At 53.4% G+C, this 26,034-nt stretch carries 30 protein-coding genes; 19 read left to right on the forward strand and 11 right to left on the reverse strand.

Annotated features, from left to right (window positions below):
- Positions 1–170 precede the first annotated feature (170 nt).
- The 9 genes from K1V27_RS00005 to K1V27_RS00045 form a co-directional block, all read right to left on the reverse strand.
- Entirely contained in the window at positions 171–2,330 is a 2,160-nt protein-coding gene (locus K1V27_RS00005) for a winged helix DNA-binding protein (protein ID WP_258927467.1), read from the reverse strand.
- A 95-nt stretch (positions 2,331–2,425) separates the two neighbouring features.
- Complete coding sequence (locus tag K1V27_RS00010) at positions 2,426–3,373, reverse strand: hypothetical protein (RefSeq protein ID WP_258927468.1); 948 nt, start codon at positions 3,371–3,373, stop codon at positions 2,426–2,428.
- The gene (locus tag K1V27_RS00015; RefSeq protein WP_258927469.1) at positions 3,370–3,828 is read right to left on the reverse strand and encodes a DUF6932 family protein; all 459 of its coding nucleotides are present in this window, start codon (positions 3,826–3,828) and stop codon (positions 3,370–3,372) included. The genes K1V27_RS00010 and K1V27_RS00015 overlap by 4 nt, the downstream gene beginning before the upstream one ends.
- Positions 3,829–3,916: 88 nt before the next feature.
- Positions 3,917–4,210, reverse strand: a complete 294-nt coding sequence (locus K1V27_RS00020; protein WP_258927470.1) for a hypothetical protein — start codon at positions 4,208–4,210, stop codon at positions 3,917–3,919.
- 206 nt (positions 4,211–4,416) lie between these two features.
- Complete coding sequence (locus K1V27_RS00025) at positions 4,417–5,832, reverse strand: cold-shock protein (RefSeq protein ID WP_258927471.1); 1,416 nt, start codon at positions 5,830–5,832, stop codon at positions 4,417–4,419.
- Between the two features lie 299 nt (positions 5,833–6,131).
- The gene (locus K1V27_RS00030) at positions 6,132–6,419 is read right to left on the reverse strand and encodes a CHC2 zinc finger domain-containing protein (RefSeq protein WP_258927472.1); all 288 of its coding nucleotides are present in this window, start codon (positions 6,417–6,419) and stop codon (positions 6,132–6,134) included.
- A gap of 11 nt (positions 6,420–6,430) precedes the next feature.
- Positions 6,431–7,222, reverse strand: a complete 792-nt coding sequence (locus K1V27_RS00035; protein ID WP_258927473.1) for an ExeA family protein — start codon at positions 7,220–7,222, stop codon at positions 6,431–6,433.
- Positions 7,223–7,227: 5 nt separating this feature from the next.
- Positions 7,228–8,784: a helix-turn-helix domain-containing protein gene (locus K1V27_RS00040; RefSeq protein ID WP_258927474.1), complete on the reverse strand. Its 1,557-nt coding sequence runs from the start codon at positions 8,782–8,784 to the stop codon at positions 7,228–7,230.
- A 38-nt stretch (positions 8,785–8,822) separates the two neighbouring features.
- Entirely contained in the window at positions 8,823–9,503 is a 681-nt protein-coding gene (locus K1V27_RS00045; RefSeq protein WP_258927475.1) for a DUF6431 domain-containing protein, read from the reverse strand.
- Positions 9,504–9,529: 26 nt separating this feature from the next.
- Here K1V27_RS00045 and K1V27_RS00050 point away from each other — a divergent pair, with 26 nt between their 5' ends.
- Positions 9,530–10,099 (forward strand): tetratricopeptide repeat protein, encoded by a 570-nt coding sequence (locus tag K1V27_RS00050; protein ID WP_258927476.1) that lies wholly within the window; start codon positions 9,530–9,532, stop codon positions 10,097–10,099.
- A 369-nt stretch (positions 10,100–10,468) separates the two neighbouring features.
- Here K1V27_RS00050 and K1V27_RS00055 read toward each other — a convergent pair whose 3' ends face one another.
- Positions 10,469–11,224 (reverse strand): hypothetical protein, encoded by a 756-nt coding sequence (locus tag K1V27_RS00055; RefSeq protein WP_258927477.1) that lies wholly within the window; start codon positions 11,222–11,224, stop codon positions 10,469–10,471.
- A 423-nt stretch (positions 11,225–11,647) separates the two neighbouring features.
- On the opposite strand from K1V27_RS00055, the gene K1V27_RS00060 reads away from it, so the two are divergent.
- The 9 genes from K1V27_RS00060 to K1V27_RS00100 all read left to right on the forward strand — a co-directional run bounded on the left by K1V27_RS00060 (position 11,648) and on the right by K1V27_RS00100 (position 18,396).
- Positions 11,648–11,959, forward strand: a complete 312-nt coding sequence (locus K1V27_RS00060) for a hypothetical protein (protein WP_258927478.1) — start codon at positions 11,648–11,650, stop codon at positions 11,957–11,959.
- Between the two features lie 603 nt (positions 11,960–12,562).
- Complete coding sequence (locus K1V27_RS00065; RefSeq protein WP_258927479.1) at positions 12,563–13,171, forward strand: DNA-processing protein DprA; 609 nt, start codon at positions 12,563–12,565, stop codon at positions 13,169–13,171.
- Between the two features lie 53 nt (positions 13,172–13,224).
- Positions 13,225–14,443, forward strand: a protein-coding gene (locus K1V27_RS00070) for an ISAzo13 family transposase (RefSeq protein ID WP_258927480.1) whose coding sequence is annotated in 2 segments (ribosomal slippage) — positions 13,225–13,544 and positions 13,543–14,443 — 1,221 coding nt in all. Because the reading frame shifts where the segments join, the coding sequence is not laid out codon by codon here.
- 165 nt (positions 14,444–14,608) lie between these two features.
- The gene (locus tag K1V27_RS00075) at positions 14,609–15,643 is read left to right on the forward strand and encodes a hypothetical protein (RefSeq protein WP_258927481.1); all 1,035 of its coding nucleotides are present in this window, start codon (positions 14,609–14,611) and stop codon (positions 15,641–15,643) included.
- Positions 15,644–15,785: 142 nt separating this feature from the next.
- Positions 15,786–15,923: a hypothetical protein gene (locus tag K1V27_RS00080; RefSeq protein WP_258927482.1), complete on the forward strand. Its 138-nt coding sequence runs from the start codon at positions 15,786–15,788 to the stop codon at positions 15,921–15,923.
- Between the two features lie 289 nt (positions 15,924–16,212).
- The gene (locus tag K1V27_RS00085; RefSeq protein WP_258927483.1) at positions 16,213–16,431 is read left to right on the forward strand and encodes a hypothetical protein; all 219 of its coding nucleotides are present in this window, start codon (positions 16,213–16,215) and stop codon (positions 16,429–16,431) included.
- Between the two features lie 95 nt (positions 16,432–16,526).
- Entirely contained in the window at positions 16,527–16,874 is a 348-nt protein-coding gene (locus tag K1V27_RS00090; protein WP_258927484.1) for a hypothetical protein, read from the forward strand.
- The gene (locus K1V27_RS00095) at positions 16,871–17,512 is read left to right on the forward strand and encodes a hypothetical protein (RefSeq protein ID WP_258927485.1); all 642 of its coding nucleotides are present in this window, start codon (positions 16,871–16,873) and stop codon (positions 17,510–17,512) included. The genes K1V27_RS00090 and K1V27_RS00095 overlap by 4 nt, the downstream gene beginning before the upstream one ends.
- 380 nt (positions 17,513–17,892) lie before the next feature.
- Positions 17,893–18,396 (forward strand): single-stranded DNA-binding protein, encoded by a 504-nt coding sequence (locus tag K1V27_RS00100; protein WP_258927486.1) that lies wholly within the window; start codon positions 17,893–17,895, stop codon positions 18,394–18,396.
- 301 nt (positions 18,397–18,697) lie between these two features.
- Here the strand turns inward: K1V27_RS00100 and K1V27_RS00105 are convergent, their stop codons facing one another.
- Positions 18,698–18,928, reverse strand: coding sequence for a hypothetical protein (locus tag K1V27_RS00105; protein ID WP_258927487.1), 231 nt, complete (start codon positions 18,926–18,928; stop codon positions 18,698–18,700).
- A gap of 612 nt (positions 18,929–19,540) precedes the next feature.
- On the opposite strand from K1V27_RS00105, the gene K1V27_RS00110 reads away from it, so the two are divergent.
- The 9 genes from K1V27_RS00110 (at position 19,541) to K1V27_RS00150 (ending at position 26,003) form a co-directional block, all read left to right on the forward strand.
- Entirely contained in the window at positions 19,541–20,971 is a 1,431-nt protein-coding gene (locus tag K1V27_RS00110) for an AAA family ATPase (protein ID WP_258927488.1), read from the forward strand.
- A 317-nt stretch (positions 20,972–21,288) separates the two neighbouring features.
- On the forward strand, positions 21,289–21,534 hold the full coding sequence (locus K1V27_RS00115) for a hypothetical protein (protein ID WP_258927489.1): 246 nt from the start codon (positions 21,289–21,291) through the stop codon (positions 21,532–21,534).
- A gap of 110 nt (positions 21,535–21,644) precedes the next feature.
- Positions 21,645–21,896 carry a hypothetical protein gene (locus K1V27_RS00120; RefSeq protein ID WP_258927490.1) on the forward strand — a complete coding sequence of 84 codons (252 nt, stop codon included), beginning with the start codon at positions 21,645–21,647 and terminating at the stop codon, positions 21,894–21,896.
- Between the two features lie 59 nt (positions 21,897–21,955).
- Complete coding sequence (locus K1V27_RS00125) at positions 21,956–22,336, forward strand: DUF1257 domain-containing protein (RefSeq protein WP_258927491.1); 381 nt, start codon at positions 21,956–21,958, stop codon at positions 22,334–22,336.
- Positions 22,337–22,339: 3 nt separating this feature from the next.
- Positions 22,340–22,570, forward strand: coding sequence for a hypothetical protein (locus K1V27_RS00130; protein ID WP_258927492.1), 231 nt, complete (start codon positions 22,340–22,342; stop codon positions 22,568–22,570).
- A gap of 1 nt (position 22,571) precedes the next feature.
- Positions 22,572–22,778, forward strand: coding sequence for a DUF2997 domain-containing protein (locus tag K1V27_RS00135; protein WP_258927493.1), 207 nt, complete (start codon positions 22,572–22,574; stop codon positions 22,776–22,778).
- Positions 22,779–23,002: 224 nt separating this feature from the next.
- Positions 23,003–23,881, forward strand: coding sequence for a DUF3150 domain-containing protein (locus K1V27_RS00140; RefSeq protein ID WP_258927494.1), 879 nt, complete (start codon positions 23,003–23,005; stop codon positions 23,879–23,881).
- 227 nt (positions 23,882–24,108) lie between these two features.
- Positions 24,109–24,963: a hypothetical protein gene (locus tag K1V27_RS00145; protein WP_258927495.1), complete on the forward strand. Its 855-nt coding sequence runs from the start codon at positions 24,109–24,111 to the stop codon at positions 24,961–24,963.
- Positions 24,964–25,052: 89 nt separating this feature from the next.
- Positions 25,053–26,003 (forward strand): ATP-binding protein, encoded by a 951-nt coding sequence (locus K1V27_RS00150; RefSeq protein ID WP_258927496.1) that lies wholly within the window; start codon positions 25,053–25,055, stop codon positions 26,001–26,003.
- Positions 26,004–26,034 lie beyond the last annotated feature (31 nt).

Here is a 26,034-nt window from a genome sequence, read left to right on the forward strand (position 1 = left end):
ATACAGTCAATTGAAATCAAGATTAACATGAGCTTACGCGTTTAGCTCAAGAATGCTGATATACACTACCAATTTACATCGCGATAAAGCCAGCGTTCCAGGCATTAAATGATTATCCAGGAGGCTAACATGAGGGCTCAGGCGCGGCGGCCAAGGACTGTGACCTAACATCACGCGCGTGGTCCGCCGTCGCCTGCAGCCCTGGGTTCGGCGTCTCCAGTTGTAGGGAAATATGTCCGACGTGCCCTATCAGTGATCGTACTTCTCATCTTGCCATCCTGGGAGCTGGGCTGTTTCTGCACTAGCCCAGCATCGCGCAATTTCGAAGTTCGATGACCGACTAACTGATATGTGACGTCGATAAACGCCGAGATTTCACCCGCTCGCATTGGTCTTCCCTCAGAGTCGAGGGTATTTAAGATATCGAGTTCCACACTCTCGAGCATGAGGTCATCGCGCAATTCTGCGACTTCCGCTCGGAAGTCATCGGCAAGATTGACTACTGCACAGATCCCATCTCGGCATTCCGGACAGCGCCACTTGTAGAGTTCAAAGCTTCCTCTCTGCTCAAGTGGATAGCACTTCCCACAATTGGAACATCGTATTGTTTGGTTACGTGATAGAAATTCGTGAATCGCCGCAGTGAAATCGAAGCAACGTTGAACGAAGTAATTTCGGTACTCTCGTCCAGGTGGGTAACCCCAGGCAAGCCGCTCGAATTCAGCTAAGCCGTAGAAGAGGGCATAGACTGCTACAGCCCTGCCATCTTTGTCTCGAGTGTCCTTGTATTTGGAAAGAAGGAAATTTGACTCCAGAGACTTGAAGACATCTCCGATGGCAGAACTTATGACAAAATGACTGGTTGGTGGATTGCTTAAACCCTGGAAGTATGTGCCGCCAACGGAACCATCTGATATTCTCCGGCGTACGTCGCGTGCTTCCTTTACGATGTATCTGAGCAGTTGTTCCTGGTTGTGCCGATCTAGCTTATTCTCGAAGGGTTCCAAGGCAAACCGGTTCATTCGTTGGAAGTACTGCATGATTGTCGATTCATAGTACTTTCGTGCGGCTAAGCGCAGTGAAGCAGCGTTTACTTGTAGCCCTCTGGAAACCCTGTCGAGATAGCAGATGTGGAGGAGTGAACCCATCAGACGCGGCACGTTGAATGTAGTTTGAAACATGAGTTTCATATGTTCATCCATTGGGACTGACGGATCGAAATAGGCCGACATATTCTCCCCGAACGCCTTAAATCGCGTGTCCAGCAGTCTTGTGGCGTAATCGATGGCGGCCCTTTCCATCGTCTGGACCTCAGTAGCCTCATACAAAGCCGAGAAATCTAGACTGAAAGTATCGACCTTTGTTGCGTCGATCCGACCGTAATATACACGGCCAGGGTAGCCAGCGATCTTCAGCTTTACAGCCTCATTACTCGAATTGTTCAAAGGAGCTAATACAACATCGACAAACAATCGCTGGTCAAGGAAGTTCAGCTCCGAGAAATCATCGAAGAACACGACCAACCGTTTAAGACTGCTTTCATCGAGCAGGTCACGTAGTTCAGAAATGATTTCCTCGAATGGGAAAGATTTAAGCACCACATCGGAGTACTGGTTGTAGACTTCGCTGTCGTCCAACGACTTCTCGAAATCGGAGACCGACGCGTGGGTGCCAGCTTTAACACCTGTAACGGACACTTCGCCCTTCAACCCAGCATTTGCCCCCTCGGAATGTTCCATCTGCAAGCGTGATTTCCAGCTCCTGTTGATTTCTTGGAGTATTGGCAGTTCATGCTCAGTTAGTTTGACTTCTCTCACCCTACTCTGGAGATTGGATAGTTCGCCTCGCAAATCGACGAAGGATTTCTTTTTCCCACGCCATATGTCCCAAAGGGACATCTCGCTGCAAAGACGGTCGACTTCTTTGAGGAGTTCGGAGATAACGGCCCCTAAGAAGGCCTTCCGAAGGAGGTGCGCTCTGCAAATCCCGGCGTCAATGTCAGCCGATTCGACAATACGGGCTGGTGTCTCGGCAGTGTTGACGATGTCATAAAGGCTCTTGACATCAATGTACGTGGAGAGCAGGTCCTTCCTATTGCGGAAAATGCTCTGTGCGCGTGCGAATACTGTGCTCTTGCCAGTTCCCTTCCGTCCAAGAAGAAAAGTGGTATTGCTAGAGAGCACGGAATTCAGGACAGCGTCATTTGGCAGTGGATCTACATAAATAGCGTCAACAGGTCGGGCTCCGATTTCCTCCTCAAAGTCTTTAAGCTCTGCTCGTTGATACTGACGCAGAGATTCTGCAATTCTGGCGAACTTCTGAACGTTCACGGCCAAACCTCCATTTCTTTTCACTGGCTATGTCGAACGCGGCCGAACAAAAAGTTCACCAGCGCCTGTCTTTTCGGCGTCTGGTGCAACGACCGTTAGGTTTCTTCCTGGTTCTGATGTATCTCGACGAGGTCCAGAGTAACTTTCTCCTTGTCGGTCATAGAATTATAGATGGTGGTCTTGTTTATGGCACAGGTAATTCTGTCACCTAAATGCAACTTCTTAACCTGCCCAATCAGAAAGTGTGCAAAATTACATCTGTGAGTACATTCGCGATCATCTTTCAAATCTAGGCGACCTTTTTCGCTTAATAAAACCACTTCACCAGAGATTTTAATCCGCTCCGGCTTTTGTATTTGCAGCATGTCCAACGACGACGCAAGTTTTGTAATATCATATGTTGTAGCTTGCCATCCGTATTGTTCACCTGTGGGGGAGGTCCAACGAGCATCCAACGCCAGATTGTTTTTAGTTAAATACTTAAGGAGAGAGCTGACATTGTGAGTACTTCTTGCACCAAGAATCTGAACTGAGTCAGTAAGACTGCTTTCCTCCTGGGCAGTTAATAGATTAAATAAACCTCTAAGGCTTTCTTCGGTCATGCTACGCCCAAATAGATTGGGAGAGGTGTCAGCTGTTATGAGGAGTCTTGATGATCCCGGTTCAATACCGACAAGTCGCAAGTTCAAAGAACTCATTATGGATTCAGCAATACGCCCCTTTGGCTCTCGTCCAGTCCTGATGCGTGCAGATGCCGCGTGAAGCGCACCTGAAATGTAATGTGCTATCCCCGCCAAGACGCTGAGCGGCAAAGAACCGAATTGTGCAATAGAACCTTCTAAACGCAATTCGAGTACTTCTTTTTGGCGCTTTTCCTTCTCCTTGCGCAATTGATTTTCGAGATCTGAGATGTGTGCTTCTAAAGAGTTCAAGGCCAGCTCCAAAGCGAAATTGCCGGCACTGGTCTCTATGGTGCTCAACTGCTCCGTTCGCAGCTTATTAGCTTCATCTAGCTGATCTTGTAGGCTACGGATTACGTTCATGATAGCTGAACCAATCGGGCTATACCTTTCGGATTTTCACCCCTTGAGAAACCAAACCACCCTCGCCAATAGCTCCTTGCATTCGCGTCCTCGCCAGGCACAAAGTAGGCGTCACAACCGTATCTGTATTTGACTGCCTCTTTATGCTCCTTCGCGAATAGTTCCTTCATAAGGTTCCTGCCAGCTGCAGGCAATTTGTTGACTGCGTTAATTGGAGCAAAAACGACTAAGTCAATATCACCGGGTTCTGGCTTCATAGTGCAAAAGGAACCGTCAACCCAGATCTCGAAAGGTATGCCCAAGGAAAGCAACAGTTCAACGAAGTTTCTCAGACGCTCACAAAGGTACTGACGGTGTTCACCACTGTTGAATGGGGCGACAAATGTCTCCTCTAAATGAGAGAGCGGAACATTCTGGATTCCAGGCGCGAATAGAGGTTCGTAATCTGTTTTCATGCCATCACTCGATAGAAAGCGTCCTGAACCAAAAACCTAACGTGCTGATCACCGGTGCTGGCTTTTTAGCATCCGGTGAATTAGCTGGTTATATGATTTTCGTTAAATCCTCGCCGTATCGTTCCTTTGCCTTCGCGATATTATCAAAAACCCATTCTGGCATCGTAGGCTTGCCAATCCGGTAATGAATAACCATTTTTGCAAAAGCCTTCACCGTGCGTTTTAAAAGATCAATCTCTTGCAATTCTTCCCAGGGTGGTTCCGGTTCTCTCTGCTTTGGAATATCATAGGTTGGCAGTCTCCATGCCATTCCAGGTAAACAATTTGGGCATGGTTCATTTTTGTGCTCTAAAGGTGTCCCGCAGGCTGCACAATTAATCATTTCAATCTCCTTTCATATAACAGCGAGCATAACCGGCGGCGCGGAGCCGGTAAGGTTGGGCGGACGATGCGACTTCCTGTCACGCGCCCACGGATTGCGCCGTCCGGTTGATGCACTCGTTAGAAAATAGTTTTCTCAGCTCCCGTAGTTGAAGTACCCACTTCAATGAGTAAAAGCCGGAGGTTTAACCTCTGTCATGTATTGCTTTAGCTCATTCGTTCGTAGTATTTCTGTAAGTACTTATGAAATAAATAATCCTTTATAAAGTAATTGCCCTTCGAATACTTATAGATCAGTTCATTCTTTTCGAGAGTATCAAGGGCTGTTATAATTGCATTTTCATCGGTATCTGGAAGTAATTGCAGAAGTGTCTGGAATGAAATGTTTGCTCCCTGTCGTTCTCTCAATATTAATTTGAGAATTTGCTCAGCAAGTCCGAAGCCAATGCTTTCATGCTTACTGATAAACTCTTCCTTCTTCACATTGTCTAAAATATAATCCACGGCTATCTTGAGGTCATCATCATCAATATAGGAGTCCTTATCTATTTGATAAGCGTAAAATCCAAGTAACTGTAAATTAACAGGGTATCCTCTCGCCATTTTACATATAGATGTCCTGGTGCGGGAGTGATAGCGTTTCTTTCCAGAGCCCAAGTACGAGTCAAGTAGCTCATACGATTCTATTGCGGAAAATTCTTTAAGTTCAATAGGCGAGAATAATCGCAGAAACGAAGGATGCTGCAAGAAGAGGTCTGTTAGTGTGCATGGAATCCCCGAAAGCACAAAAGTTATATGCCTGTTTTCAGAAGAGAAATACTCGGTAATATTTTTGATGAAATTTGCAAAACCCGATGTAGGGTCTATGTTTTCGACCTCGTCAATCAGAATCAATAAGCCATCTCGATATCCCAAAGTATCGCATATCTTTATGATATCATACCCAAAGAAGTCCATAATGTTCTTAAGATCAAAATCTTTTGTTGTAGATTTAGCCTTAAATTTGTATACCTTCAAGTCAATCTGATGTTCAGTTTCCAGTTTTTCACCAATATCAAACTTGACTACTAATTCTCTTACTATTCCACCCGCAACATCTTCTAGTGTCATGTCTTTGAAGCCGCGGATGGAGATAGCAGCATACTGCGGGGAGTAAGACTCGGGTAGGTTTATACTCATTTTCTTCAATAAAAAAGTGTCACCTTCAGAAATGCGAACTAGCTGGTTGGCAAAGGAACTTTTTCCAATTCCTCTATCTCCAGTTATCAGAATATTGCTGTTATTTACGAGGCTAGTAACTCCATCTTTAATTCCGGTCTTCCTGCCGGCGAATTTCTCGGGGTTGTTTATCGGGCTTCGGGGAATAAATGGGTTTCTGTGGACTTGATATGGTTCGGAATCATCCATGTCGAGAATGGGTTGTATGTTAATTGCTGCGTCATATTTATGTTTTGAGTGATCTGATTCTACAACTTGAAACTGAACATATTCGTTGACATATAACCGCTCTTCCAGCCTGCCGACTATCTTGGAACAATGTGCAAAATACTGCTTTCCGTCCCCGCCCAGAATAAAGCCATATCCCTTTGATGGATCGAAGCTGGTGACTTTTCCCCTTTTCATGGGCACCTCCACATGGCCGAGAGTATCATATCATCGCACGCTAACAAGTAATTGAGGGTCGCTAATGGGACGTTCTTGAATTCGTCAACTTATCTTTCCGGTTGCGGTCCTCCCGATCATCGACGATCCGGCGTCTTTCTATTCCCCGGATGATCACGTGATGCAATGTCCCGGGTACGTCCAACCCTCGCTTGTCGTGGTGCTAAGTCTCACAATATTTGACTCTGAGAGTCCCAGTTTAGATGAAGATGTCCTCCCCCACAAGTTGGTGGGAGCTTGTGAGGGAAGACGTGAGTATTTTAGCAGTCTTGTAAGCCGTCGATCATTTCAACAGCCTCACGGAAGTTGCAGCATTTGACGGCCATGACCATGTCGATGGGATTGAAGTTTTTCTGGCACCGGAAGCACCGGGCCAGGTTGGTTTTGGGGTTGGTGGCGGTTTGAAACTCAGAGCACAGGGGGCATAGAAAGCGAAAATACCCGTCTGATACTTTGCAGGGGATGCGCAGAAAATCAGAGATGAGCCGGGAGATGGGGATCTGATTACGCAGTATCCGGAGTTTTTGCTTGGAATAGAGCTTTGTCATGATGTCTTCTCCTAGGGAAGGCGGAATTCGGCCATGGTGTCGGTGACCAGGGCTTCGTTGATCTTGTTGAGATTTTGGGCGGCGGCATTGAGGAGGCAGGCGGTAGCGATGTTATTAATCTGCCTTGGGATGCCGCTGGCATAGTCATGGATGAGGGATTTGGCTTCGGGCTCGAAGACCTTCTCGTTGCTCCCCGCGAAACGCATCCTGGAGTCGATATAGGAGGTGGTCTGGTCCGAGGTTAAGGCGCCGAGGTGACATCGGACGGTGATTCGGTTGACAAGATCGCTAAGAGAGGCACGGGCAAGGAGCTTGGCGAGGGGCTCCTGACCGCTGAGGACGATCTTTACGGGAGTATCGGTATCGAGGGCTGAGCTAACCAGGAGGCGCAGATCGGTCAAAGCTTGCGGATCTATAAGGTGGGCTTCGTCGATGATAAGCACCGTTGAGAGATCTTCTTTTGCGGTGCGATCGAGAATTTGTAAAAAGAGATGATCCTTGCCTCGCCGGGGGGCTTCTCCCAACTGAGTCACGATTAGGCGAAGCAGGCTGGATGACGGGATTCCGGTGAAGTGGAGATAAACGGGGCGGTAGCGGTTTTTAGAGAGGTTATGGATGAAGAGCCTTAAGAGTGTGGATTTTCCGGCACCGGTTGGTCCGATGAGGAGGGCCAGGGTCCCTTGCCGGGCAAAGTAGTCGAGTCTGGCCAGGGACTGGGAGATGCGGTGGTCGTTGAGGATCCATTCCACGGGAGGGCGTTCCTGGAAGGGATGGCTGTTCATTTTGAAATGATCGAGGAACATGGTGGTTACTCCTTTTGCTGTAGGATTTGTTTGAGCTCACCGACGAGGTGGGGGAACGACTTGTTAGGCACTCGGGCAAAGGCCTGCGTGAGCACGGATTCTGTGAGCTGAACGTTTTGATTGTAGAGTTTTTTGAGCGTTTCGAGCTCCTGTGCCGTGAAGGCGGAGATGCCCACTTCTTTTCCGAGCAGCCGGGCAAAGGCTTTGACAAAGGCATGAAACGGCCACGGCCGCACGGAGACGACCTTGCGGTAATCGATGCCGCGAGTGTTTGCGGCGAGCTGCTCCCGGTGCTCGCGAACGAGGAGATCGATGAGGTTATGCTTGGGTTTTCCCCGAGCTTGTGCGGGAAGGGGCGGTTGCTCGGCCTCGCGGTGATGGAGCACGCCCGATCCCTGGTATTCGCCTTTCAGGGAAAAGATCTTCACGCTATCTGAAGACGAGAAGGGATCGTAGTGGACCCAGACCTTGTCTCCCCTTAAAGCTGGATCGACCCGGTAGAGCCGCTTATCGAGGCTAATGTCGGAAAAATCCTTGTGGACGACCCGAGTGACCTTTCTAAGGAAGGAAGCGAGCACCTGGTCCATTTCCACGTGGCGGATGACGGAAAGTCCGGTATGATAGCGGTCCTTGGGAGTCTCGCCGGTCTCGGAATGAATGGAGCTATGATAATCCACCGAGATCCATGCGCTGAGAGCTCGGTTGAGATCATCGAGGCTTATGGCATCTTGTGCCCGCACCTCGGATTCAAACCGGTCTTGGGCGGTCTCAAAGAAGCGCTCAATGAGTCCTCCCGGGGAAGGGTCCCCGGCCGGCCGGTGGCGAAGCCGGATGTGGAGCCGGTAGCAGGCAGCCTTGAGGCCGATTGCGTGATAGACCTTGGCGTTATCGAGGTAGAGTTCGCCGGGGGCGCCATGCTTGGCCAGGGCGCGCAGCAGCGAGTCGATGAGGATATCGAGGCTTTGGCGCAGGTAGTAGCGGGCCTCGACGATATACCTGCTGTGGCAGTCGATGAAAGCGGAAAGATAGGTGGGCAGGACCTCCCGGCCGAAAACAACATAGGGGCCTTCCTCGAAGTCCCCAACCCAGAGATCATGGGTATGGTCTCTGGTCCAACGTTTTCTCACCTTGTTTTTGACAACGCCGAGCTTGAGGCGGGTTGCGCCCGCACCTTTAAGATGGCGATACAAAGTAGAGCGGGAGAGCGTAACGCCATAGAGGTCCTTTAGGAATCGGTTGATGGTGGCAGGGGAGCGCTTGGGCTGCTCGCATTTAAGCTCGATGGCGGTTGCAATGATTTCTGCGGGTGCGGCCCTGGCATGGCCGCGGTCATGGCGGTCTTTTCTTGCGAGAGCATCGAATCCTCCGGTTCGATAGCGCTTCAGCTTTCGCCTGAGGGTGGAAAGGGAGGGCTTGCCGGTACGTCCGCCGGGAAAGACCATCTCCTTTTGAGAGATCTCTTTGAGAAAATCCTGGATCGATTCCGGCTCCACCTCGTCGAAGAGAACGGGGCGAAGGAGATCGCACCAGAACAGGGCCCATTTTTCATCTTTTTGCTTCATAACGCCTCCTTTGTTTTATGGTTGGAGGCGAGCATAAATCATTGCCAGGCGCAGCCTGTTGCAAAGAAGGGGAAAATTGAAGCACCAAAAACAACTCGGAATACCGCCTCCAGGTGGACGAGCCGGCGAGAGCGTTTGAGGGTTTCTTCCCGAGCGGTTTTCACGAACTTATTGGGGGAGATCGTTAGCGCGGCGAGATCCCGGTAGACTTTTGTCGCCGGATCCTTCTGTAAGATGAGGTCCAGAGCGCGGCGCGGGATTTCTTTGAAGCGGCCAAGAGTGTCGATCCAGCGGTAAGGGGTTGTGTGGGAGAGGACTTTATCGACCGGCGTATTTCCTTCGTCCGTCGAGGCATGGAAGATCTCCGAGCCTTCTTCCAGGACTGTCTTCCGATAGGTCGACGTCTCATCTTCCAGATAGCTTGCCGAGCGATGAAGTATCGCGTCGCTGGTGTAACGCTTGAAGGGAAGCGCGAAAGGAGGCTGTTCGGTGAAGGTCTTATGGCAGCCGGGGCATTTCCACCGAATGACAAGGCATTTTACCACCTGGACCAATGCGTCGCATAGAATGCGGAATTTGCGGGGGCGTGCCTGATGCCGCCTGAACAAATACGGTTGAGTATTGCAGACGGGGCAGGAGGGCAAACCGCAGCGGATCTTGTTTCGCAGCACATTCAAGCTGTATTTTCTAATATCTGAGCGGGTAAATGGAGCAAACATGGCGTCTCCCACTTGAGCGAATAGTCATGATCGAAGAGGTTTCCGAAAAAGCCGTTCGTTTACTCCAACCTGGCGCCGCCCGCAAGCGCAAAACCGCCGGCGCCCGACGCGCCAGATGCTATGTTTGGCAACGGTTTTTCAACAAAGGAGTTGCGTTACCCATGAGTAAGATATCCCGCAATGCGCCCTGCCCTTGTGGAAGTGGAAAGAAGTACAAAAAATGCTGTTTGTTGCGCGAACAGGTCTCAGCGACACGGCCGCCGCAGGCTCCTTCAGATGTCTTCAAACAGATCCATGCCCAAATGGAGGAGTTGGACAACCTATCGAATAGTGTCATTGATCTCATCCAAGCCGGGAAACTGGACGAAGCGGAAGCTCAGTGTCACAAGCTATTGGAGCAATATCCGGACGATGTTGACGGGCTCGACAGACTGGCAACGGTCTATGAAGCCAAGGGGCAGAATAGGATGGCCGCTGAGTACTACCGAAAGGCGGCCGCTTTTATGCGCTCAAGGCCAGGATTTGACAACGAAGCCATTGAATGGGCTCTGAAGAAAGCCTCTGAACTGGAGTCTGCATCGTCATCAGCAGAATAGATCTTGCAGCCGAGCCATGGCCTGCAGGTGGTCGGCGAGGCTCGTGGCGCTGCGACAACCAGTAATGTTGACATTCCGGAGGTGCTTCGGCGCCCCCGCTGATGCCCAGCCGTTATCCGGCGTGGTCTTGGGACCGGTTAGCGCCCGGCGCGCGGGGTAGGCAGGGTAAAGTGCAAAAGCATGGCGAGGTATAGCGGGATAGGCGGGATCAGATTACTTGGGACTGTTCAAATCAAATATTGTGGGACGTAGGATCGTGGCATGCAAGCTCCCTATACGCAATGAATTCTATCTATCATTCCCTCTGCCATACGTTCAGCAGTAACATAACAAGTTAACTAATTCAAGAACGTCCCCTTTGTGCCTAGCTCACTGCCTTGAATTCAACCGCGCCTGTAGCACCGGTTCCATCAGGATCAGCATTCTCCTTGCCTGACCAGGATCAATCTCCTCGCGTATGAATCTATCGTAGACATCCTTTACCTCTTCAGGCAGAGAGGAACGCGCCAAAATAGCACAGTTGCTTTCCACCTTCCATTTTTTGAACTTTTCGAGAACTTCATGAATCAATACAAATCCAGCTTCCTGGAATTTCCTGCCAATGGACGTAAATGTCTCCTCAGGATGAAACTGCATATGGCAGTATTCACTCAGATCCCGCCATTTCCTGTTGAGATACGCCGTGTCCACCATGGTGACCTCCGGCAAGCCAGGCGACAGGGAAACAACCAACTTCGTAAACTCAATTGTCTTCCGATAGAATGGATCCGTCTCTTTCATCAAGGTAAACATGCCGGTAATGCTGCGACAACGGCTTTGTTCGCTTGGGGATAGATTACCTTCCTTCAGAAGGTAGAGCAGTTCAAAGATGTACCTCTCGATGGCCGCTCTCAATTCGACGGCAGCATATACAAGTGTGCTGTCGAGTCTCCGACCTCCATCAAATTCAAGCCACTTCATCGTTTGGACAATATGCCAATCGAATGAAACCCCACGTGCTGATTCTAGAAAGGGTATGTTCATATGAAAACAAACCTTGCAGTGAAAATAGCTAACAACGAATTGTGTAGTTCTGCTTATCTCACCATTCCCGATGATGACCAGAAGGGTAATTGGTACTGACAAACTTCTGAATCCGACGCGGGAAGGACTTGCCGTTGTGAGTGGAGCGATCTGTGTCTATCCTGGAAGCGATCGGGGGTGTGCTGATTCCCACATCGTACTGTTTTTTCAAATTATTATGAGCGAAAAAGCTTTACAAGTTTTTTCTGGATTTATTTTTCTGTATATCTGTCGAACGGAAGATTATCCTAATTTTGGGGAGTTCCCATGCTTAATATGTCCTGCCTCAGCTATAATACGGATTCAATAAAGTGGAGAGGGCATTACGAACTTCATTTGGTATAATTTGCACAAATCCGCCTAGATCCCAGAGGTTTCAGCTACCTCCTTTAGACTCCCTTGTTTTATCTGACCTTCAACCCACCGATTTATGCGATCACTCATTAATACTCGCAAACGGGCACGCAAGGATCGCTCCCGGCTAGTATGCGGGGCAGTTTAGGCATGCCCTGGGCGAGGCAGCTGAGTTTCGAGTTGCTCATGTGCAGCATGCAGTGGGGCACCGGGGCTGACACGGGCCATGCAGAGCGGGGCCTGTGCAAAAGCGCGCAGCTCAGGGGTGGGCATGGCCCGCGCCAGAAGGGAGGCCCCGGTGGTGCGGGCGTTGTCCTCGGGCGGCACAGTGCTCGCCTGCAGGCACTGGGCAGTACGCAAGCCCTCGGCATAACGGAGGCATCTGGCAGTGCCGCCCTGCGGGTGGAATGCTGCAAGCCGCTGATCGTCTATGTTGGGAATTAAGGTGCAGCGGCTTGCAGGGTGGGGTTCGCGCGGCCCGGTTGGTCGCAGATGCCGGGTTGGGGGCCGCGCGGGTGGAGTCCGTCGGGTAACGAACTCCCGGGGATTATGGGGGCGCGGCCTCCTCTGGCCGGCAGGGGCCGCGCCAAAGCCGGCGCCCTGTCACGCCTTGCAAAGAGTTGCCTGCACAGACTGCGAATCGAACGGGGAGCAAGGCGCGCCAGGGCACCATCTTTGGCACGCCCCCCGCACGCCAGAGATCCGCGCTTTCCCACCACACACAACTCACCTCAGTCTACCATGGGTACCCTCCCCAAACTCAAGGGGTGGATGGTTTTCGGCAAAAAAGAGTATTTTTTGTCACGGCGCTTGACAAAGCCCGTGATTGCCCATTAATCATCCCCCCTCGCATGCGCCGCGCCAAAAAATCTTCCTTTTTTCCCGAAAACCACGATGGCTGTAGAGAATTTGCGGGCACGACCTTTGGACGCTGTGCCCGCAAATTCAACAGCCATCGCCCCTTGACTTTGGGGCCCCGTCCCATGGTGGTGGTGGAAAGTGTGTTGTGTGGTTTTGGGGTGTTCACGTTTTCATGGGAGGTGCGTCATGTCTAATCGTTTGGTTGCGGTTGTTGGTTCTCGGGTGCTTCCGGCTTCCTGGTCGGGTGCGGTTTCAAAAGTGGTATCTGATCTCGTCGGTCGGGGCTGCCGGGTCGGTTCGGGCGGTGCCGTCGGGGCGGATCTGTTCGCTTTGCAGGCGGTCGTCTCCATCGGTCGTTCGGCTTGTCAGGGGTCGCGTATTTTTCTTCCGGGCGGCATCGATCAGGCTCCCAGGTCCTGCCGGGCGCTGCTCGTTCACTTTCAGCAGCTCGGTGGGGAAATCGTATCGGGCAGTGCGGTTCCCGGCTGTTCGCGCTCTGATTTTATTTCTTCTTTATTTGCGCGCTCAAGGGCACTGGTTGCCTCGGGCTCGGGGGTTGTCGCGTTTGTTTCCGGGCGCTCTGCCGGCACCTGGTTCACCTGTCGGGAGGCGGCTCGCCGGGGCCAGCCGGTGGTCGTTTTTCCAGTTTCCGGTCCGCGCTCTCTGCAGTCTCTCGGGTGCGGGTCCTGGGCGCCTCTTTCCTGCTGGCCCGGTGCTTATCGTTGGGTGCCATCGGTTGCCGTCGGTAATCGTTGCCGGCACGGTATTTCGGTGCAGTGCTGTGCCGGTGTTTAGTGCCTGTCACGAAATAAGCTTTACACTATTCCTTCCCATGATATACTGCTGTCATGGAGAAAGAATTGATCAAAAAACGATTTGAATTTCTGGCTCCACTGCTCAACGAGAGGCAGCTGCGACTCTACGTGGCTGCCGAGGCGCTGGTTCTTGGCCGTGGAGGCATCTCCGTGACGTCCCAAGCGACAGGGATTTCGCGGCCAACGATCACTATGGGGTGCAGAGAGCTTCTCGATGAAACGACAAAGAAGGCTTCTGCGAAGTCCTCTGCGGGGCGTGTGCGCAAGAAAGGCGGAGGACGAAAGCGTACCATCGAAGTTGACGAGACACTTCGAAGTGACTTGGAAGGACTCATTGAACCCGTCACAAGAGGATCCCGAATCGCCATTGCGATGGACGGCTAAGAGTGTGCGTAATCTTTCCGATGAATTGAAGAAAATGGGACATAAGACCAGTCATCGGATGGTTGCCGAGCTCCTTCACGCGATGGACTATAGTCTGCAGGCGAACCGAAAGACCGCTGAGGGAGGCACGCATCCGGACCGGAATGCCCAGTTTGAGCACATTCACGGGAAGGTCAAGGAGTTTCAGTCTTGTAACCAGCCTGTTATTTCGGTGGACACAAAAAAGAAGGAACGTGTGGGTGACTTCAAGAACGGTGGACGGGAGCTCCGACCAAAGGGCAACCCGGAAAAAGTCCGCGTCTACGATTTTGAGATCCCCGAACTTGGAAAAGTGGCCCCCTACGGGATTTACGACCAGACCCGCAATACCGGATGGGTCAATGTCGGAACCGACCATGACACTGCAACGTTTGCCGTGGAAAGCATCCGCAAGTGGTGGATTACCATGGGACGGGAAGCTTATCCGAAGGCGGCTCGCCTTCTGATTACCGCTGATGGTGGCGGCAGCAACGGGGCGAGAGTTCGACTCTGGAAGATCGAGTTGCAGAAGTTCGCCAACGAAACTGGTCTTGTCATATCGGTTTGCCATTTCCCACCGGGCACCAGCAAGTGGAACAAGATCGAGCATCGACTCTTTTCCTTCATCAGTCAGAATTGGCGGGGTAAACCTCTTGTGAGTCATGAAGTGATCGTCAACCTCATTGCTTCAACGAAGACCCGCACAGGCCTGACAGTCAAGTGCGAGCTCGATACCAATAAGTATCCCAAAGGAATTAAGGTTTCGGACAAGGAGTTGCGCCAGGTCAACATCGTCCGTGACGAATTCCATGGCGAGTGGAACTATGCTATACGCCCACAATCCGCATAAACTGTAAATGTTATTTTGTGACACGCACTTAGGCGCTCCAAGTTTTGGGTTCTCACGCCGGGGTGGTTTATCCATCCCGGCTTTTTTCGTTTTAGGTCAAACAAATTTTATTTCTGTCTGTTTCCAGCAACATTTATCCGGCATGGCCGGAGAAAGGAGCGAGTCATGAATCCTATGTCTTATCTGCTTCCGGTATCACCGAATTATTGGCCTCAATACGGGCTGGAGGTCCATTCGGTCGAGAGCGCGCTGGAAATTCCGGCGGGGAATCACTTCCCAAAATTTGTCCGGCAGCTGGATCGCGCGGTTTTTGAAGGCATCCCTGCCGGCATGCGCGAAGTCGTTGCCGCTCACGAGGTGTTCGACACCTGCCCCAGGCACCTTCGGCCCGAGATCATTGCCACAAAAGCTCGTTGCACGCTTTCGGAGGCTGTTCAGCTGGCCGATGCTTTGCACATTCTGGATGCCGACGAAAAGGTTGCCAAGGCCGTCACGACCTGGGCGCGGGTAAGAAGCGTGAAAGCCACCCTGCACTATCTTCACAGGTTTTTGGTCGGTGTTGCCGAAGTTGAAAACCCTTCCCAGGATCCCGATCCGGACACCCCACCCGTCCTCGGTTTCCAGGAAATCCCCGATGTTCGAGGCATGACCTGCAAGCAGTTGCGCCAGGAGCTTACCCGCCGGGGCAGAACACCTTATGCTCGAGCCACCAAGGCCGAACTTCAAATGGCCGTCATAAAGCTCGACCAGGCAGATGCAGAAACCGATGAGCCCTCTCCGGAAACTCTCGGGTATCACCGGCTCGGCGAAACCGGCCAGCAGGACTGGATCGCATTTCAGCCCGCCTGGTTTCAAAAGCTCATCGCAATGGTTCGAGGGTGCAAGGATGTTTCGGCTCTGAAAGAGATCGGAAAGCGGGTTTTTGCCTCCAACCTCACTGGCGACCGCGCCAGTGTCTTCTGGTCCTTCTACAACATCCAAAAGCGCTTTTTGGAAAGCCGACAGGTCATCTCCAAAGCCGCTCTGAACTTCATTTCAAAAATCCGCGAGGCGGGCCCCAGGGAGTTCGCCGTTTTCGGCAGGCACCTCTTTCGTATCCAAAAAGGCGTGATCAAAGGTCCCGCTTTTCGCGAGCATGAATGGAAGGCCATCTGGGGCGCCTATCACGAAGCCAAAGCACGGTTTCAGCAAGCAGCGTAAACGGAAATCGGAGGTCGGAGGTCAGAGATCGGATAGCGGAAATCGGAAAAATAAAAGTGCATGTCGAACCATCCAGGCTCATCCCCCTCAACATCCGCCCTCCGACTTCCGTCCTCTGCCCTCCGTCCGAAAGGAGCATGCCATGAAAAGCATTCTTCAACACCATTTGAATGTTCTCCACGTCTATTGCCGGCTTTGTCCCTTCCTCGGGTGCCGGGTTGCCCGACAGTTTTCTCAAAGATGGGCACGCACTGTAATTTACCGGGTGCTCTACGCTTAGGCCGGGGCCTCCCGGCCCCTTTTTTGTGCTCGCCAACATATTCTTCTTTTCCTTTTGGCTTTCTACTTCGACTCGGCCCGCTACTCAGCACTGCGTAGCCTAGGGCCTTGTGCCCGTTCCAGCAACGCCCACAAGGGGCTAGACTACACAGAGGCGGAGCCGGAGACTCCGCCCAGCCACCACGCAATCCCAATGGCAATTCAATCAGCGCTCCTCTGCATTGTGCTTGGCCGTAATTTCATTTCCGTCTGTCGGGGATGAGAGTCACTTTCAAAAGGAGGATTTAATCATGAGGGATTTCCTGAGCGTGCTTTTTCTGGCTTTGGCCATTGCAGGCTGTGTCGAGTTTTTCATGAGTGTGCCTTTGCCTGCAGATCCACCGCACATGAGCGTCAAAACCATTTGTTCGAGTCCGGAGCGGCCGGAATGGTGTCAAGAATACTATGCCGACCTGGCTCGGGCGGGAAAGGAGGTGATAGATTCCCCGCCCGCCATAGCTACGCCATAGGCGCAGCGGCGGGCTTGCAGGGCAATGCGGCCTCGAACTGCATTGAGGATGAAACATTAGAGGAGTTTTAAACCCAAATCAGAAAGGACAAACACATGAGAAAACAGAGCAACATGGTCAGTAAGGTAGCCGTTTTGGTCTTCGTTCTTAGCTTGCTCACCATTTCGACCGCTGCGATCGCAGCGGACACGGTGATCGAAGCCAAGGTGACCAACGTCATGGAAAAGCTTGATAAAAACGGCAATCCCTTCAGCGTGATCATCTTCGAAGAGCAGCGCACGCTGAATGGAGTTTCCTACACGACGGAAGTCATCGCCACGGCTTTTCGCAAGGTGCACGAGGACGTGAGCCAAGTCAAAGTAGGTGACACCATCAAGGCCATTGCCTCGAAGCGCGAATACAACGGCGATGTCACCTACACGCTCAGAAAAGTCATCAAATGATCCGCCTGAAAGCAATTCTTCGGAGGATCAAAAGCAAGGCCAAGGTCATCGTGTCGACCTTGGCCGTCTACATTTCCACCGCGGGCCTGGTGACTTTTTCGTTGTTCATCCTGGAGGAATCGATTCAAACAGCGATGTTCGGTACCTGGCCCGCCCAGGAAGCGAAAGATTGGGCCGTCGTCCAGTTCGGATGCGACCGCATCCGTGACGCCAATCGGGCGCTAAAGCTCATGAACTACACCCTCGGCTGGATCCAGCCGCTGGCTTTCCTTGCCTACAAATCCTACGGAGAATCCACCGATATCTACATCCAAGGCCTGGAGGCGAAAATCTTCGCTAACGCTCCCGAGCTTTTCGCCGGCAGAGCGGTCACCTTTTCTTTCAATCCGCAATCGGTCACCACATCTTCCGAAGGGTTTCACCATGTCAATCGGCGCATCCATGTCGTCTCTCCAACCAAGCTGCAGCCCGGCATCCAACATCGTGTGACCGGCCGTGTGACAGTTGCCGGCAACCAGCTCATTATTCACGTTCTAGATGTCGGCTCGACTTCCAGCTCGAATTCCTCACCCACCGAATCCTCCCTGGAGAACGGGCCAGCAAACCAGAGCGCGAGCTCGTTGATTCGCACCAACTAAAAATCTCATTTCCGGCTGTCTTCAATGAAGTGATTGCAGGCTGTCGCCTTCAGACCGAGTGCAGGCTAGAGGCCTGAGGGCAAAAGCTTCCCCGCCTGCTAGAGGCAACATGTTCGGGAGAACCCTGAGAATCGGGGACGCGGAGAAAAACATGACACGGAGAGGGGGAGACACGGAGACACGAAGACATCGAAATGCGGATAAATCCTCACCCGATCTCTCCCTCTCCGCGTCTCACCCTCACGCTTTCTCCCCATTCCCCCTTCTCCCTCTCTCCCAGTCACGCATGGTGCCAGGGCAAGCAGACGGCCGTGCAACTCTCAGAAGCCGATTCACCCATTTGTCCATTCACCTATTCACCGAAAAAAGGAGAGCACCCCATGCTGAACACTGTTTCCATCATTGGCAACCTTGGCGCCGATCCGGACGTCCGCTACACCCAAACGGGATTGGCGGTTTCAAACCTTAACGTCGCCGTAAGCGAGTTCTACCGCGACCAGAGCGGAGAATCCCAGAAGCGCACTCACTGGTTTCGCGCCGTCGCCTTCGGCCGCACCGCCGAAATTGCCGGAGATTACCTGAAGAAGGGATCCAAGGTCGGTATCGGCGGCCAGCTGGTCACCCGCGAATGGCAAGATCAAAACGGCCAAAACCGCCGCACCGTCGAGATCCGCATCAACCAGCTGGAGCTCCTCGGGAACAACGGCAGTACGGCGCAAAACTCCAACGGCAGTGGGAACGGTCAGCACTCGCAGCCGCCAGCGCAGCAACAGCAGACTCGGTCGCGGCAGCCAACCGGCTCCAGACCTCCCGGTCAGCTTCCCCCCGGCGAGGATCTGCCCGAACCGCCTCCGTATGATCCTGCAGATGACATACCTTTTTAGTCAAGTCCAACCAGCGGCTTGTGCGCGCAAATGGTAGGCGCTAGCACCGCAGAAAACACGAGTTTTGTGGGAGGGGCGACCAGACTGTAGCCATAGCGCTTCCCCCATGGCCGTTGCAATAATGGTGGGCGGCACGCTGCTTGCTATGCGGGCTGGCAGCATCTGTTGGCGCTGCGTAGCCGCATGCCGCCACCGCCAATCAGTAGCGATTCGGCTGCCAGCCCGCGCAAGCGCCGCGCCGCTGCGGTGGCAACCTGCCCCCGTCCCGCCCAGCCACCACTCCCATCCTGACGGTTGATACTCAAAACAACACCAGCAAAGAAAGGATCGTCATGGCGTACACACCGGAGCTCGACCTTTCCACAGTTCGTATTCTGCGGCGCATTGCATGGGCCATGAACGTGCCCATGACCGTCGCCTTGCCGGCGCTTATCGCGTGGGTTGCCATCCATCTCGATTCGCACAAAGTCTGCAGCGCCTGTCGCGCTCCGCTCGAGTGCGGCGAATGCCCGTTCAAAACAGAGGACTTCATTCCTATTGATCCTAATTGAGGGAAAGTCATGCGAACTTTCATGGGATTCAAGAGAACCGTTTGTGATTGCGAGCTCTGCAGAGTCAACTGCCGCTTTATTCCAGGTTACCTCCTGCCGGAGGACCTCATCGACATGGCCTCATTCCTTGGTCATGTCGAACTGTTCAGCTTTGCCGAGGAGCACCTGCTTGCATCTCCAGGCGCCTTAGTCGCCAAAGCTTGTCCAGGGGCCCAATCCGGATTCCAACTGCTAAGAATCAGGACCCTCGTTCCCGCGCGGGCAGATCATGGGTGGTGTAAATTCTTCGACGGTAATCTTTGCCGGATTCATCCCGTTGCGCCTTTCGGCTGCGCCTTCTTTGACAGTCATCAGAACCCTCGATACAGTCGGCAGGTCTCGGCAGCAGGTCTGACGTGCATTGCTGAAAATTGGCTACATGAAAGTCATTCCATCTACTGCCAAATGTGGCGTTTTCTGCAATCCTCCAGGCTCATCGCTCCGGCGCCCGAGGAGTGCAGACGAAAGATGCATGCGCACTGTGCCCCGCCGAATTTCATCCCCGTCTGTCCTTCGTGAAATTCACTCATCTTTTTCAACGAAAGGAGAAAGCCATGCTGCAGGACTACTTGAGGGCCGGCTATCCGGCGATTCTTCTGCTCACCCAGGAGCCGCATCGGGCGGAAGGCGTTCTACCCTGTGAAGGGTGGGCGTTTCTTAGCTGGGATTGTCTGCGCGGACTGCGCCAGGCGGGAAGGCCGCAGACCTTGGACGAGATCCGCGACCCAGTCGAGGCGGTAAACCGCCTCGGGGAGATGCACGATACCGTTCTGCTCGCGCACAATCTGCATCTCTTCTTCGACATTCCCGAGTTGCTGCAGGCGATCCAGAATGGCGTCACCCGGTGGAAGAGCACCGGCTGCTGCCTGGTGATGATCTCACCAGGAGTGCAGATGCGGCCCGAGATCGAGAAGCTCTTTCACGTGCTGGATCTGCCGCTGCCCGGCGAGCCGGATCTTTTCGCCATGCAGGAGGACCTGGCGAATGGGGTGAGCGTGCAGGACGAAGACGGAAATGCAGTGCAGGTTGCAACCGATTACTCGAGTGCACGGGCGGCGAAAGGACTCACCGAATTCGAGGCAGAAACGGCCTTTTCTCTGTCGCTGGTTCGAAGCGGCCGGTTCAGCCCGAGGGTGATCAGTGAAGTGAAAGCGCAGATGATCCGAAAATCGGGTCTGATGGAGTTCTGGCAGCCGGCGGATATCGCAGACGTTGGAGGCCTCGACAACCTCAAGGCTTACATTCGCAACCGCGCCCGCGCTTTCGAACCGGACAACGGTCACCTCCCCAAACCCAAGGGGATCATGCTCGCCGGGGTCCCCGGGACCGGAAAGTCCCTTTCCTGCAAAGCGACGGCCTCGCTTCTCGGCTGGCCGCTCATTCGCCTCGATATCGGCGCGCTGAAGCACGCCTACATCGGCGAAAGCGAGCGGCGCATGCGGGAAGCAACCCGCATCATCGATGCCTTCGGCGAGGCGGTTGTGTGGTGCGACGAGATCGAAAAGGCGCTGGCAGGCTCAAGGTCCAGCGGAGAAACCGATGCAGGCACCACCGCCTCGATGCTCGGGCATCTCCTCACCTGGATGCAGGAAACCAAAGCCCCGGTCCTTTTCATGGCTACGGCCAACGACATCAGCAAGCTTCCCCCGGAATTCATTCGCCGCTTCGATGCGCTCTTCTTTGTGGACCTTCCTTCCGCGGCCGAACGCAGCGAGATCATCCGCATCATGAACCGCAAGTATAACGCTGAGATATCCGAGGCTTACGCGGAAAAGCTGCAGGGCTATACGGGTGCTGAAATCGAGCAGCTGGCGAAAGATTCGCTTTTCGATGGAATCGATGAAGCCCTGAACGGCATCGTGCCCCTGGCGAAGACGATGCGGGAAGAAATTTCGGCCTTGAGAGAGTGGGCAAGAACCAGGGCCAGAAGCGGCAACACCCCGGAGGTTCAGCCGGTTGAGCTCCGAAAGATCCGCACAGGTTGATAAGGAGGAACAATGGGAACCCATCCAGGATTGTACATTGTCAAATATCCGAGCGGCTACCTCGCCCGTGACAGAAAGATTACCCCGGTGAGACGGCGGGCATGGAAATTCCCTACCAAGCAAGAAGCCGGTGGACGAGCAAGGGCGGTTGCAATGGTGAAAGCACAATCCGAATACCTTACATACCGCATCATGCCATACAGGAGAAGATCCGCTCGAAGAAACACGCCCAGTAAAAGACCTGTCGTCGGTCAATCGAAAATCAAAATTCCTGTCCATATACTTGCCCGTTAAGGGAATTGAAAGGAGGAGCGTCCATGCCATTCTCTAAAAAGCCTGTGTCGAGCTTATCGAAGGGACCCGTCCTGAGTTCATCGAAGGATGAGCTTTCAACCACGGAACAAAAACTTGCCGGAGCCCTGCAACGTCTTGTCGAAGATCTCATCGATGCCGACGAGCACCGGGACCCCGAGACCGGCGAGCTCTATTCCAGCGTTAAATTCGCCGTGGAAACCCTTCGGCAGATCACGGGCAATGAAGAAGTGCTGAGCGATGAGTGCTGAGGACTGAGTATGTCAGGGCTGAAGCCCTGCGCTACGTATTCTCGGACAAGCTCTTAGAAGGGGGATTTTTCTCAGTCCTCAGTCCTCGGAACTAACGTGGAGATTAAGCCATGATCACACCACGCAAGCTGATCAGAAGAGCCATGAAAACCATGTGTCCGACCGCCTTCGGCTTCGGCCTCCTGGATGCCCACTTCGCCGTCAGGTGTGATGAGGAGAGCGTCCGGCTGCTCGATGCCCTTTTCCTGCTTTACATGAGAGAAGGGCATCCGTGGAGGCAGTCTTCCTATCTTGAATGGGAGCAAAAGATCCGAAACATGCACGGAACCGCCAAGCCACAAAGAACGCCAGGAATGAGTTAGATCCTTTGCGCCCTTGGCGCCTTTGCGGTTCACTTCTCATAAAAGATCGGAGAAAAACCATGAGCCACATTGCCAAAATCGAACTGGATATCAACGACCTGGATGCGCTGCGCGCAGCCTGCGTAGAGCTCGGGGCAAGCCTGAGCACGGAAAAGAAGAGTTTTATCTGGTATTCGGGTGAAAGCTTCTGCGATGCGGTCATCCAGGTGCCCGGCGCAAGCTACGAAATCGGCGTTGTACGCTGCGGCCAAAACTTTGAGCTGTGCTGCGACCTCTATGAATCAGGTGGATTGGAGAAAGCTCTCGGCAAAGGCCTCGGCAGGCTTAAACAGGCCTACGCGCGAGAGCGGGTCCGCCGGGAAGCGCGCCAGAAAGGCTACGCCGTCCGTGAACAGAAGACCGAAAAGGGCATCCGCTTGGTGCTGACGCAAAGGAGGTGAAACGTGCCGAAAACCTTCACCGTTCCCGAGCTCAAGCTCGATCTGGTTCAGATCCGGCAAGCCTATTTCTCAAAAGACTTTTTGAAAGGGTGGAATGCTCTGAGCGACAGGGAAAAGTACATCTGGATCCTCGGCGCGCTTGCCGAACTGGAGCACAGCCTCGCGGCCGTGCAGGCACAGCTCGAGAGAGTGAAAGAGGCCATCGCCCAACTCCAATCAAGATGGGAGGACTGACATGCCAAAGCAAATCATCGTCGATATCGGCGACGAGGGAGAAATCAAAATCGAGACGCGCGGATATCGGGGAAAAGCGTGCATCGAAGAAACGAATTTCCTCAAAACCCTTTTGGGAGAAGAAATCTCCAGGCAACTGACCCCCGCCTATTACACCCGCACAAGTCAAAAGAAAGTCGTCAAGAAACATTTGCCACTTTGCGGTTGATTCATTTGCAGAATTTTGAATTGAACAACGGAGACACAGAGGGCACAGAGGTTGATTTTGTTTTTGACTGGTCGTGAGATCGACCAGTCAAAAGAACTGCCTGGCGGGTAAGCAAAAGCCTGGGGCTGAGCTTTTTTGAGCGATCGATCTCCCGATCACTCAAAAGAAATGCTCCCTCCGTGACCTCTGTGCCCGGTTCTTTTTTGAGCACCAAGGAGAGAACCATGGACAATGACATTTTCCAAAGAGCGTGCCTCATCCAGCTAAGCACCTCCTGCTGGCAGGGATCGCGCATGCTGGAGCCGGCCGTCATGGAACGGATCGGCAACAGCGAATGGCTGCGCGGCAGGAAGTATCTCGTCGAGCCCGACAGCCTCAATCCCATCCGCGCGGTCATAAGCAGGGCAAGGAAGGACCTGGAGAAATCAGCTCTGCCTTTTCCCCTAACCGGGCTCATACTGGTACCGAAGGAACGCCTGACTGCAGTGGATGAATCCCTGCAGATACACCAATCCGATTACTGGCTGCAGGTGAAAATCTTCGAGGCCCGCTATCACGAAGCCCGCAAGATCGCCCGTAGGAACCTGGGCGATCTTTTCAACGAGCATGATTATCCTTTGAACATCCGGGAGAAGTTTGGGTTCGAGTGGAGATATTTGACCCTCGATGTTCCAGGCAAAAGCAGGATCCTCACTCCCGAAATCTACAGCCGGGAAAAGGCCAAATTCCAGTCCATGATGGAAGAAACCCGGCAGCTTGCAACCGCCGCGCTACGCGAAGAATTTGCCGGGATCATCAATCATATGGCCGAGCGCCTCGGCGGGAGCGAAGACGGCAAGCCCAAAAAGTTCAAGAACTGCATGGTCGAAAAGATGCAGGAATTTCTCGATTCCTTCGACTCCAGAAACCTGTTCGACGACCGCAGCCTGGCCGAGCTCGTCGACCAGGCGCGCGAACTGGTCAACAACGTCTCGCCGGATGAGCTCCGTCAAAACGACGGGCTGCGAACTCGAATCGCGTCCGAGATGAACAAAATCAAAGATGTTATCGACGAATCCCTCGAAGATCTGCTGCCCCGCCGCAAAATCCGCTTCGCAGCATAACCAATCGTTCACCACTAAGCCGCTAAGGACACAAAGTTTGAGTGTTTTTTCCCGGCCGGGAGGCGGCCGGTAAAATGAAACCTCAATGCTTGGCTTCATCTCGGATCAGCAAATCCTATTGCGAAGCTGCCTTCGTTATTGCCCGATCACCCTGTCGATCGGGCAAAACAAAATTCATCTTCGCGTCCTTAGCGTCTTGGCGGTGAATCCAAAAAAAAGGAGGCTCCATGCACTACACCAACAAATATGGAATTCCACAGGAAGTCGTCTCGGCCATCGTCCGGGACCCGTATTATCACGACGGGCGGATCAGCGTGACGGCCCTGATCGGACCGCCACGGATCCATCAGTTGCGAAAGCGCTACGTCGATGAAATCGTAGAAGATGTCAGCGAAAGGCTGTTTGCCCTTTACGGGCAGATCGCTCACGGCATTTTGGAGCGCGCCGACGACTTCGACGCCATTCATGAAGAGCGCCTCTCCATGCAGGTCGACGGCTGGAAGGTAACGGGCGCAACCGACCTATACAAACACCATGGAAATGGCGAATACCTGTTGCGGGACTATAAGTTCACCTCGGTCTATGTCAGCAACTTCGCCCTCAAGCCCGAATGGATCGCCCAGGTCAACTTCTACGCTCTGCTCTGGCGCCAGCACGGCTTTTCGGTGCACCGCGCGCAGATCGTTGCCGTCTATCGCGACTGGCGTCGGATGGAGGCCGAGCGAAAAGCCGGCTATCCGCCGCCGGTGCAGCTTTTCAATGTGCCTTTGTGGAGTCGCGAAAAAGCTCTGCAGCAAATTGAAGAACGGGTTAGCTTGCACCGGATGGCAGAGGGGTTACCCGACGAACAACTTCCCCTCTGCACCCAGGAAGAGCAGTGGAGACGCGGAGAAAAATGGGCCTGCATGAAAAAGGGTCGAAAGACCGCCGTGCGTCTCTACCACACCCTGGATGAAGCCGAAGAAGCGGCTGCCGGCGTCAAAGGTGGCTACGTCCAGCACCGGCCGGCGGAAGCCGTCCGCTGCAAGTACTTCTGCTCGGTGAGCCCCTTCTGCAGCCAGTTCCAACTGGAATCCGCTTAATGGAACCGCTAAGACGCAAAGAGCGCCAAGAAGAAGTAAAGCTCTTCGCGTCCTTAGAGTCTTTGCGGTTCAAATAAAGGAGAAAAACCATGTATCGTAAAGCCCAACGCAAACAAGCCAAGCTTCGCCTCGCCCTGGCCGGCCCTTCGGGATCCGGCAAAACCTATTCCGCACTTCGCATCGCAACCGGCATTGGCGGCCCCATCGCCATGATCGACACCGAACGCCGCTCGGGGGACCTCTATTCCGACGAGTTCGATTACGACATATCGCCCATTGACGGCCCCTTCGGGCCGGCGGAATACACTTCGCGGATTAAAACGGCCGAGCGGGCCGGCTACAACGTGCTGATCATCGACTCCCTGTCGCACGCCTGGGCCGGCACCGGCGGCATCCTCGATATCAAAGACCGGGTCGCGAAATCGGGCAAAGGCATGAACGACTTCACCGCCTGGCGGACAGCCACTCCCATGCATAACGAGCTGGTCGACACCATCCTCACCAGTCCGTGTCATATCATCGCCACCCTGCGCACCAAGACCGCTTACGATGTCATCCAGGAGGAGGGCAAAAAGGCCAAGGTGACCAAGCTCGGCCTGGCCTTCATCCAGCGCCCGGAGCTCGAATACGAATTCACCGTGGTGCTCGACCTGTCGGTCGACGGCCACATCGCCACATCGACCAAGGACCGCACCCATCTTTTCGACGGCAAGTACTTCGTGCCGGATGAGGAAACCGGAAGACAGCTTGCCGTCTGGCTCAACTCGGGAGTCGATCCCAAGCAGGACCTCATCGGCCACATCCACTCACTGATCAACGCCCTGCACTTGAACACAAACGCCTACTGGCTATATGCCGCCACCAAGTACCAGGCGGCTTCAATCGATGAGATCGACCAGCTGCAGCTCCAGGAGCAAATCAACCTGCTCGGGCAGTGCCGGCAGAATCCCGCCAAGCTCGACCAGTTCCAGCAGCTCCTGGCCCAAATCGCAGGCAGGCAGTCGGATGGGTCCGATGGTCAGCGGGAAGCAATGCACTGACTCTCCCCTATAGCTCCCACTTGCGGGTTGA

Origin of the sequence: Desulfoferrobacter suflitae, from assembly GCF_022603395.1 — a bacterium.
Lineage (GTDB): Bacteria > Desulfobacterota > Syntrophobacteria > Syntrophobacterales > Syntrophobacteraceae > Desulfoferrobacter > Desulfoferrobacter suflitae.

Coding starts and splice junctions, on each gene's coding strand:
- K1V27_RS00120 (WP_258927490.1), top strand. CDS start 21,645: ATGATCACACCACGCAAGCTGATCAGAAGAGCCATGAAAACCATGTGT.
- K1V27_RS00110 (WP_258927488.1), top strand. CDS start 19,541: ATGCTGCAGGACTACTTGAGGGCCGGCTATCCGGCGATTCTTCTGCTC.
- K1V27_RS00135 (WP_258927493.1), top strand. CDS start 22,572: ATGCCAAAGCAAATCATCGTCGATATCGGCGACGAGGGAGAAATCAAA.
- K1V27_RS00090 (WP_258927484.1), top strand. CDS start 16,527: ATGAGAAAACAGAGCAACATGGTCAGTAAGGTAGCCGTTTTGGTCTTC.
- K1V27_RS00030 (WP_258927472.1), bottom strand. CDS start 6,419: ATGACAAAGCTCTATTCCAAGCAAAAACTCCGGATACTGCGTAATCAG.
- K1V27_RS00115 (WP_258927489.1), top strand. CDS start 21,289: ATGCCATTCTCTAAAAAGCCTGTGTCGAGCTTATCGAAGGGACCCGTC.
- K1V27_RS00040 (WP_258927474.1), bottom strand. CDS start 8,784: ATGAAGCAAAAAGATGAAAAATGGGCCCTGTTCTGGTGCGATCTCCTT.
- K1V27_RS00085 (WP_258927483.1), top strand. CDS start 16,213: ATGAGGGATTTCCTGAGCGTGCTTTTTCTGGCTTTGGCCATTGCAGGC.
- K1V27_RS00100 (WP_258927486.1), top strand. CDS start 17,893: ATGCTGAACACTGTTTCCATCATTGGCAACCTTGGCGCCGATCCGGAC.
- K1V27_RS00050 (WP_258927476.1), top strand. CDS start 9,530: ATGATCGAAGAGGTTTCCGAAAAAGCCGTTCGTTTACTCCAACCTGGC.
- K1V27_RS00150 (WP_258927496.1), top strand. CDS start 25,053: ATGTATCGTAAAGCCCAACGCAAACAAGCCAAGCTTCGCCTCGCCCTG.
- K1V27_RS00080 (WP_258927482.1), top strand. CDS start 15,786: ATGAAAAGCATTCTTCAACACCATTTGAATGTTCTCCACGTCTATTGC.
- K1V27_RS00045 (WP_258927475.1), bottom strand. CDS start 9,503: ATGTTTGCTCCATTTACCCGCTCAGATATTAGAAAATACAGCTTGAAT.
- K1V27_RS00145 (WP_258927495.1), top strand. CDS start 24,109: ATGCACTACACCAACAAATATGGAATTCCACAGGAAGTCGTCTCGGCC.
- K1V27_RS00025 (WP_258927471.1), bottom strand. CDS start 5,832: ATGAAAAGGGGAAAAGTCACCAGCTTCGATCCATCAAAGGGATATGGC.
- K1V27_RS00060 (WP_258927478.1), top strand. CDS start 11,648: ATGCGGGGCAGTTTAGGCATGCCCTGGGCGAGGCAGCTGAGTTTCGAG.
- K1V27_RS00140 (WP_258927494.1), top strand. CDS start 23,003: ATGGACAATGACATTTTCCAAAGAGCGTGCCTCATCCAGCTAAGCACC.
- K1V27_RS00035 (WP_258927473.1), bottom strand. CDS start 7,222: ATGTTCCTCGATCATTTCAAAATGAACAGCCATCCCTTCCAGGAACGC.
- K1V27_RS00020 (WP_258927470.1), bottom strand. CDS start 4,210: ATGATTAATTGTGCAGCCTGCGGGACACCTTTAGAGCACAAAAATGAA.
- K1V27_RS00010 (WP_258927468.1), bottom strand. CDS start 3,373: ATGAACGTAATCCGTAGCCTACAAGATCAGCTAGATGAAGCTAATAAG.
- K1V27_RS00075 (WP_258927481.1), top strand. CDS start 14,609: ATGAATCCTATGTCTTATCTGCTTCCGGTATCACCGAATTATTGGCCT.
- K1V27_RS00125 (WP_258927491.1), top strand. CDS start 21,956: ATGAGCCACATTGCCAAAATCGAACTGGATATCAACGACCTGGATGCG.
- K1V27_RS00095 (WP_258927485.1), top strand. CDS start 16,871: ATGATCCGCCTGAAAGCAATTCTTCGGAGGATCAAAAGCAAGGCCAAG.
- K1V27_RS00105 (WP_258927487.1), bottom strand. CDS start 18,928: ATGAAGTCCTCTGTTTTGAACGGGCATTCGCCGCACTCGAGCGGAGCG.
- K1V27_RS00015 (WP_258927469.1), bottom strand. CDS start 3,828: ATGAAAACAGATTACGAACCTCTATTCGCGCCTGGAATCCAGAATGTT.
- K1V27_RS00065 (WP_258927479.1), top strand. CDS start 12,563: ATGTCTAATCGTTTGGTTGCGGTTGTTGGTTCTCGGGTGCTTCCGGCT.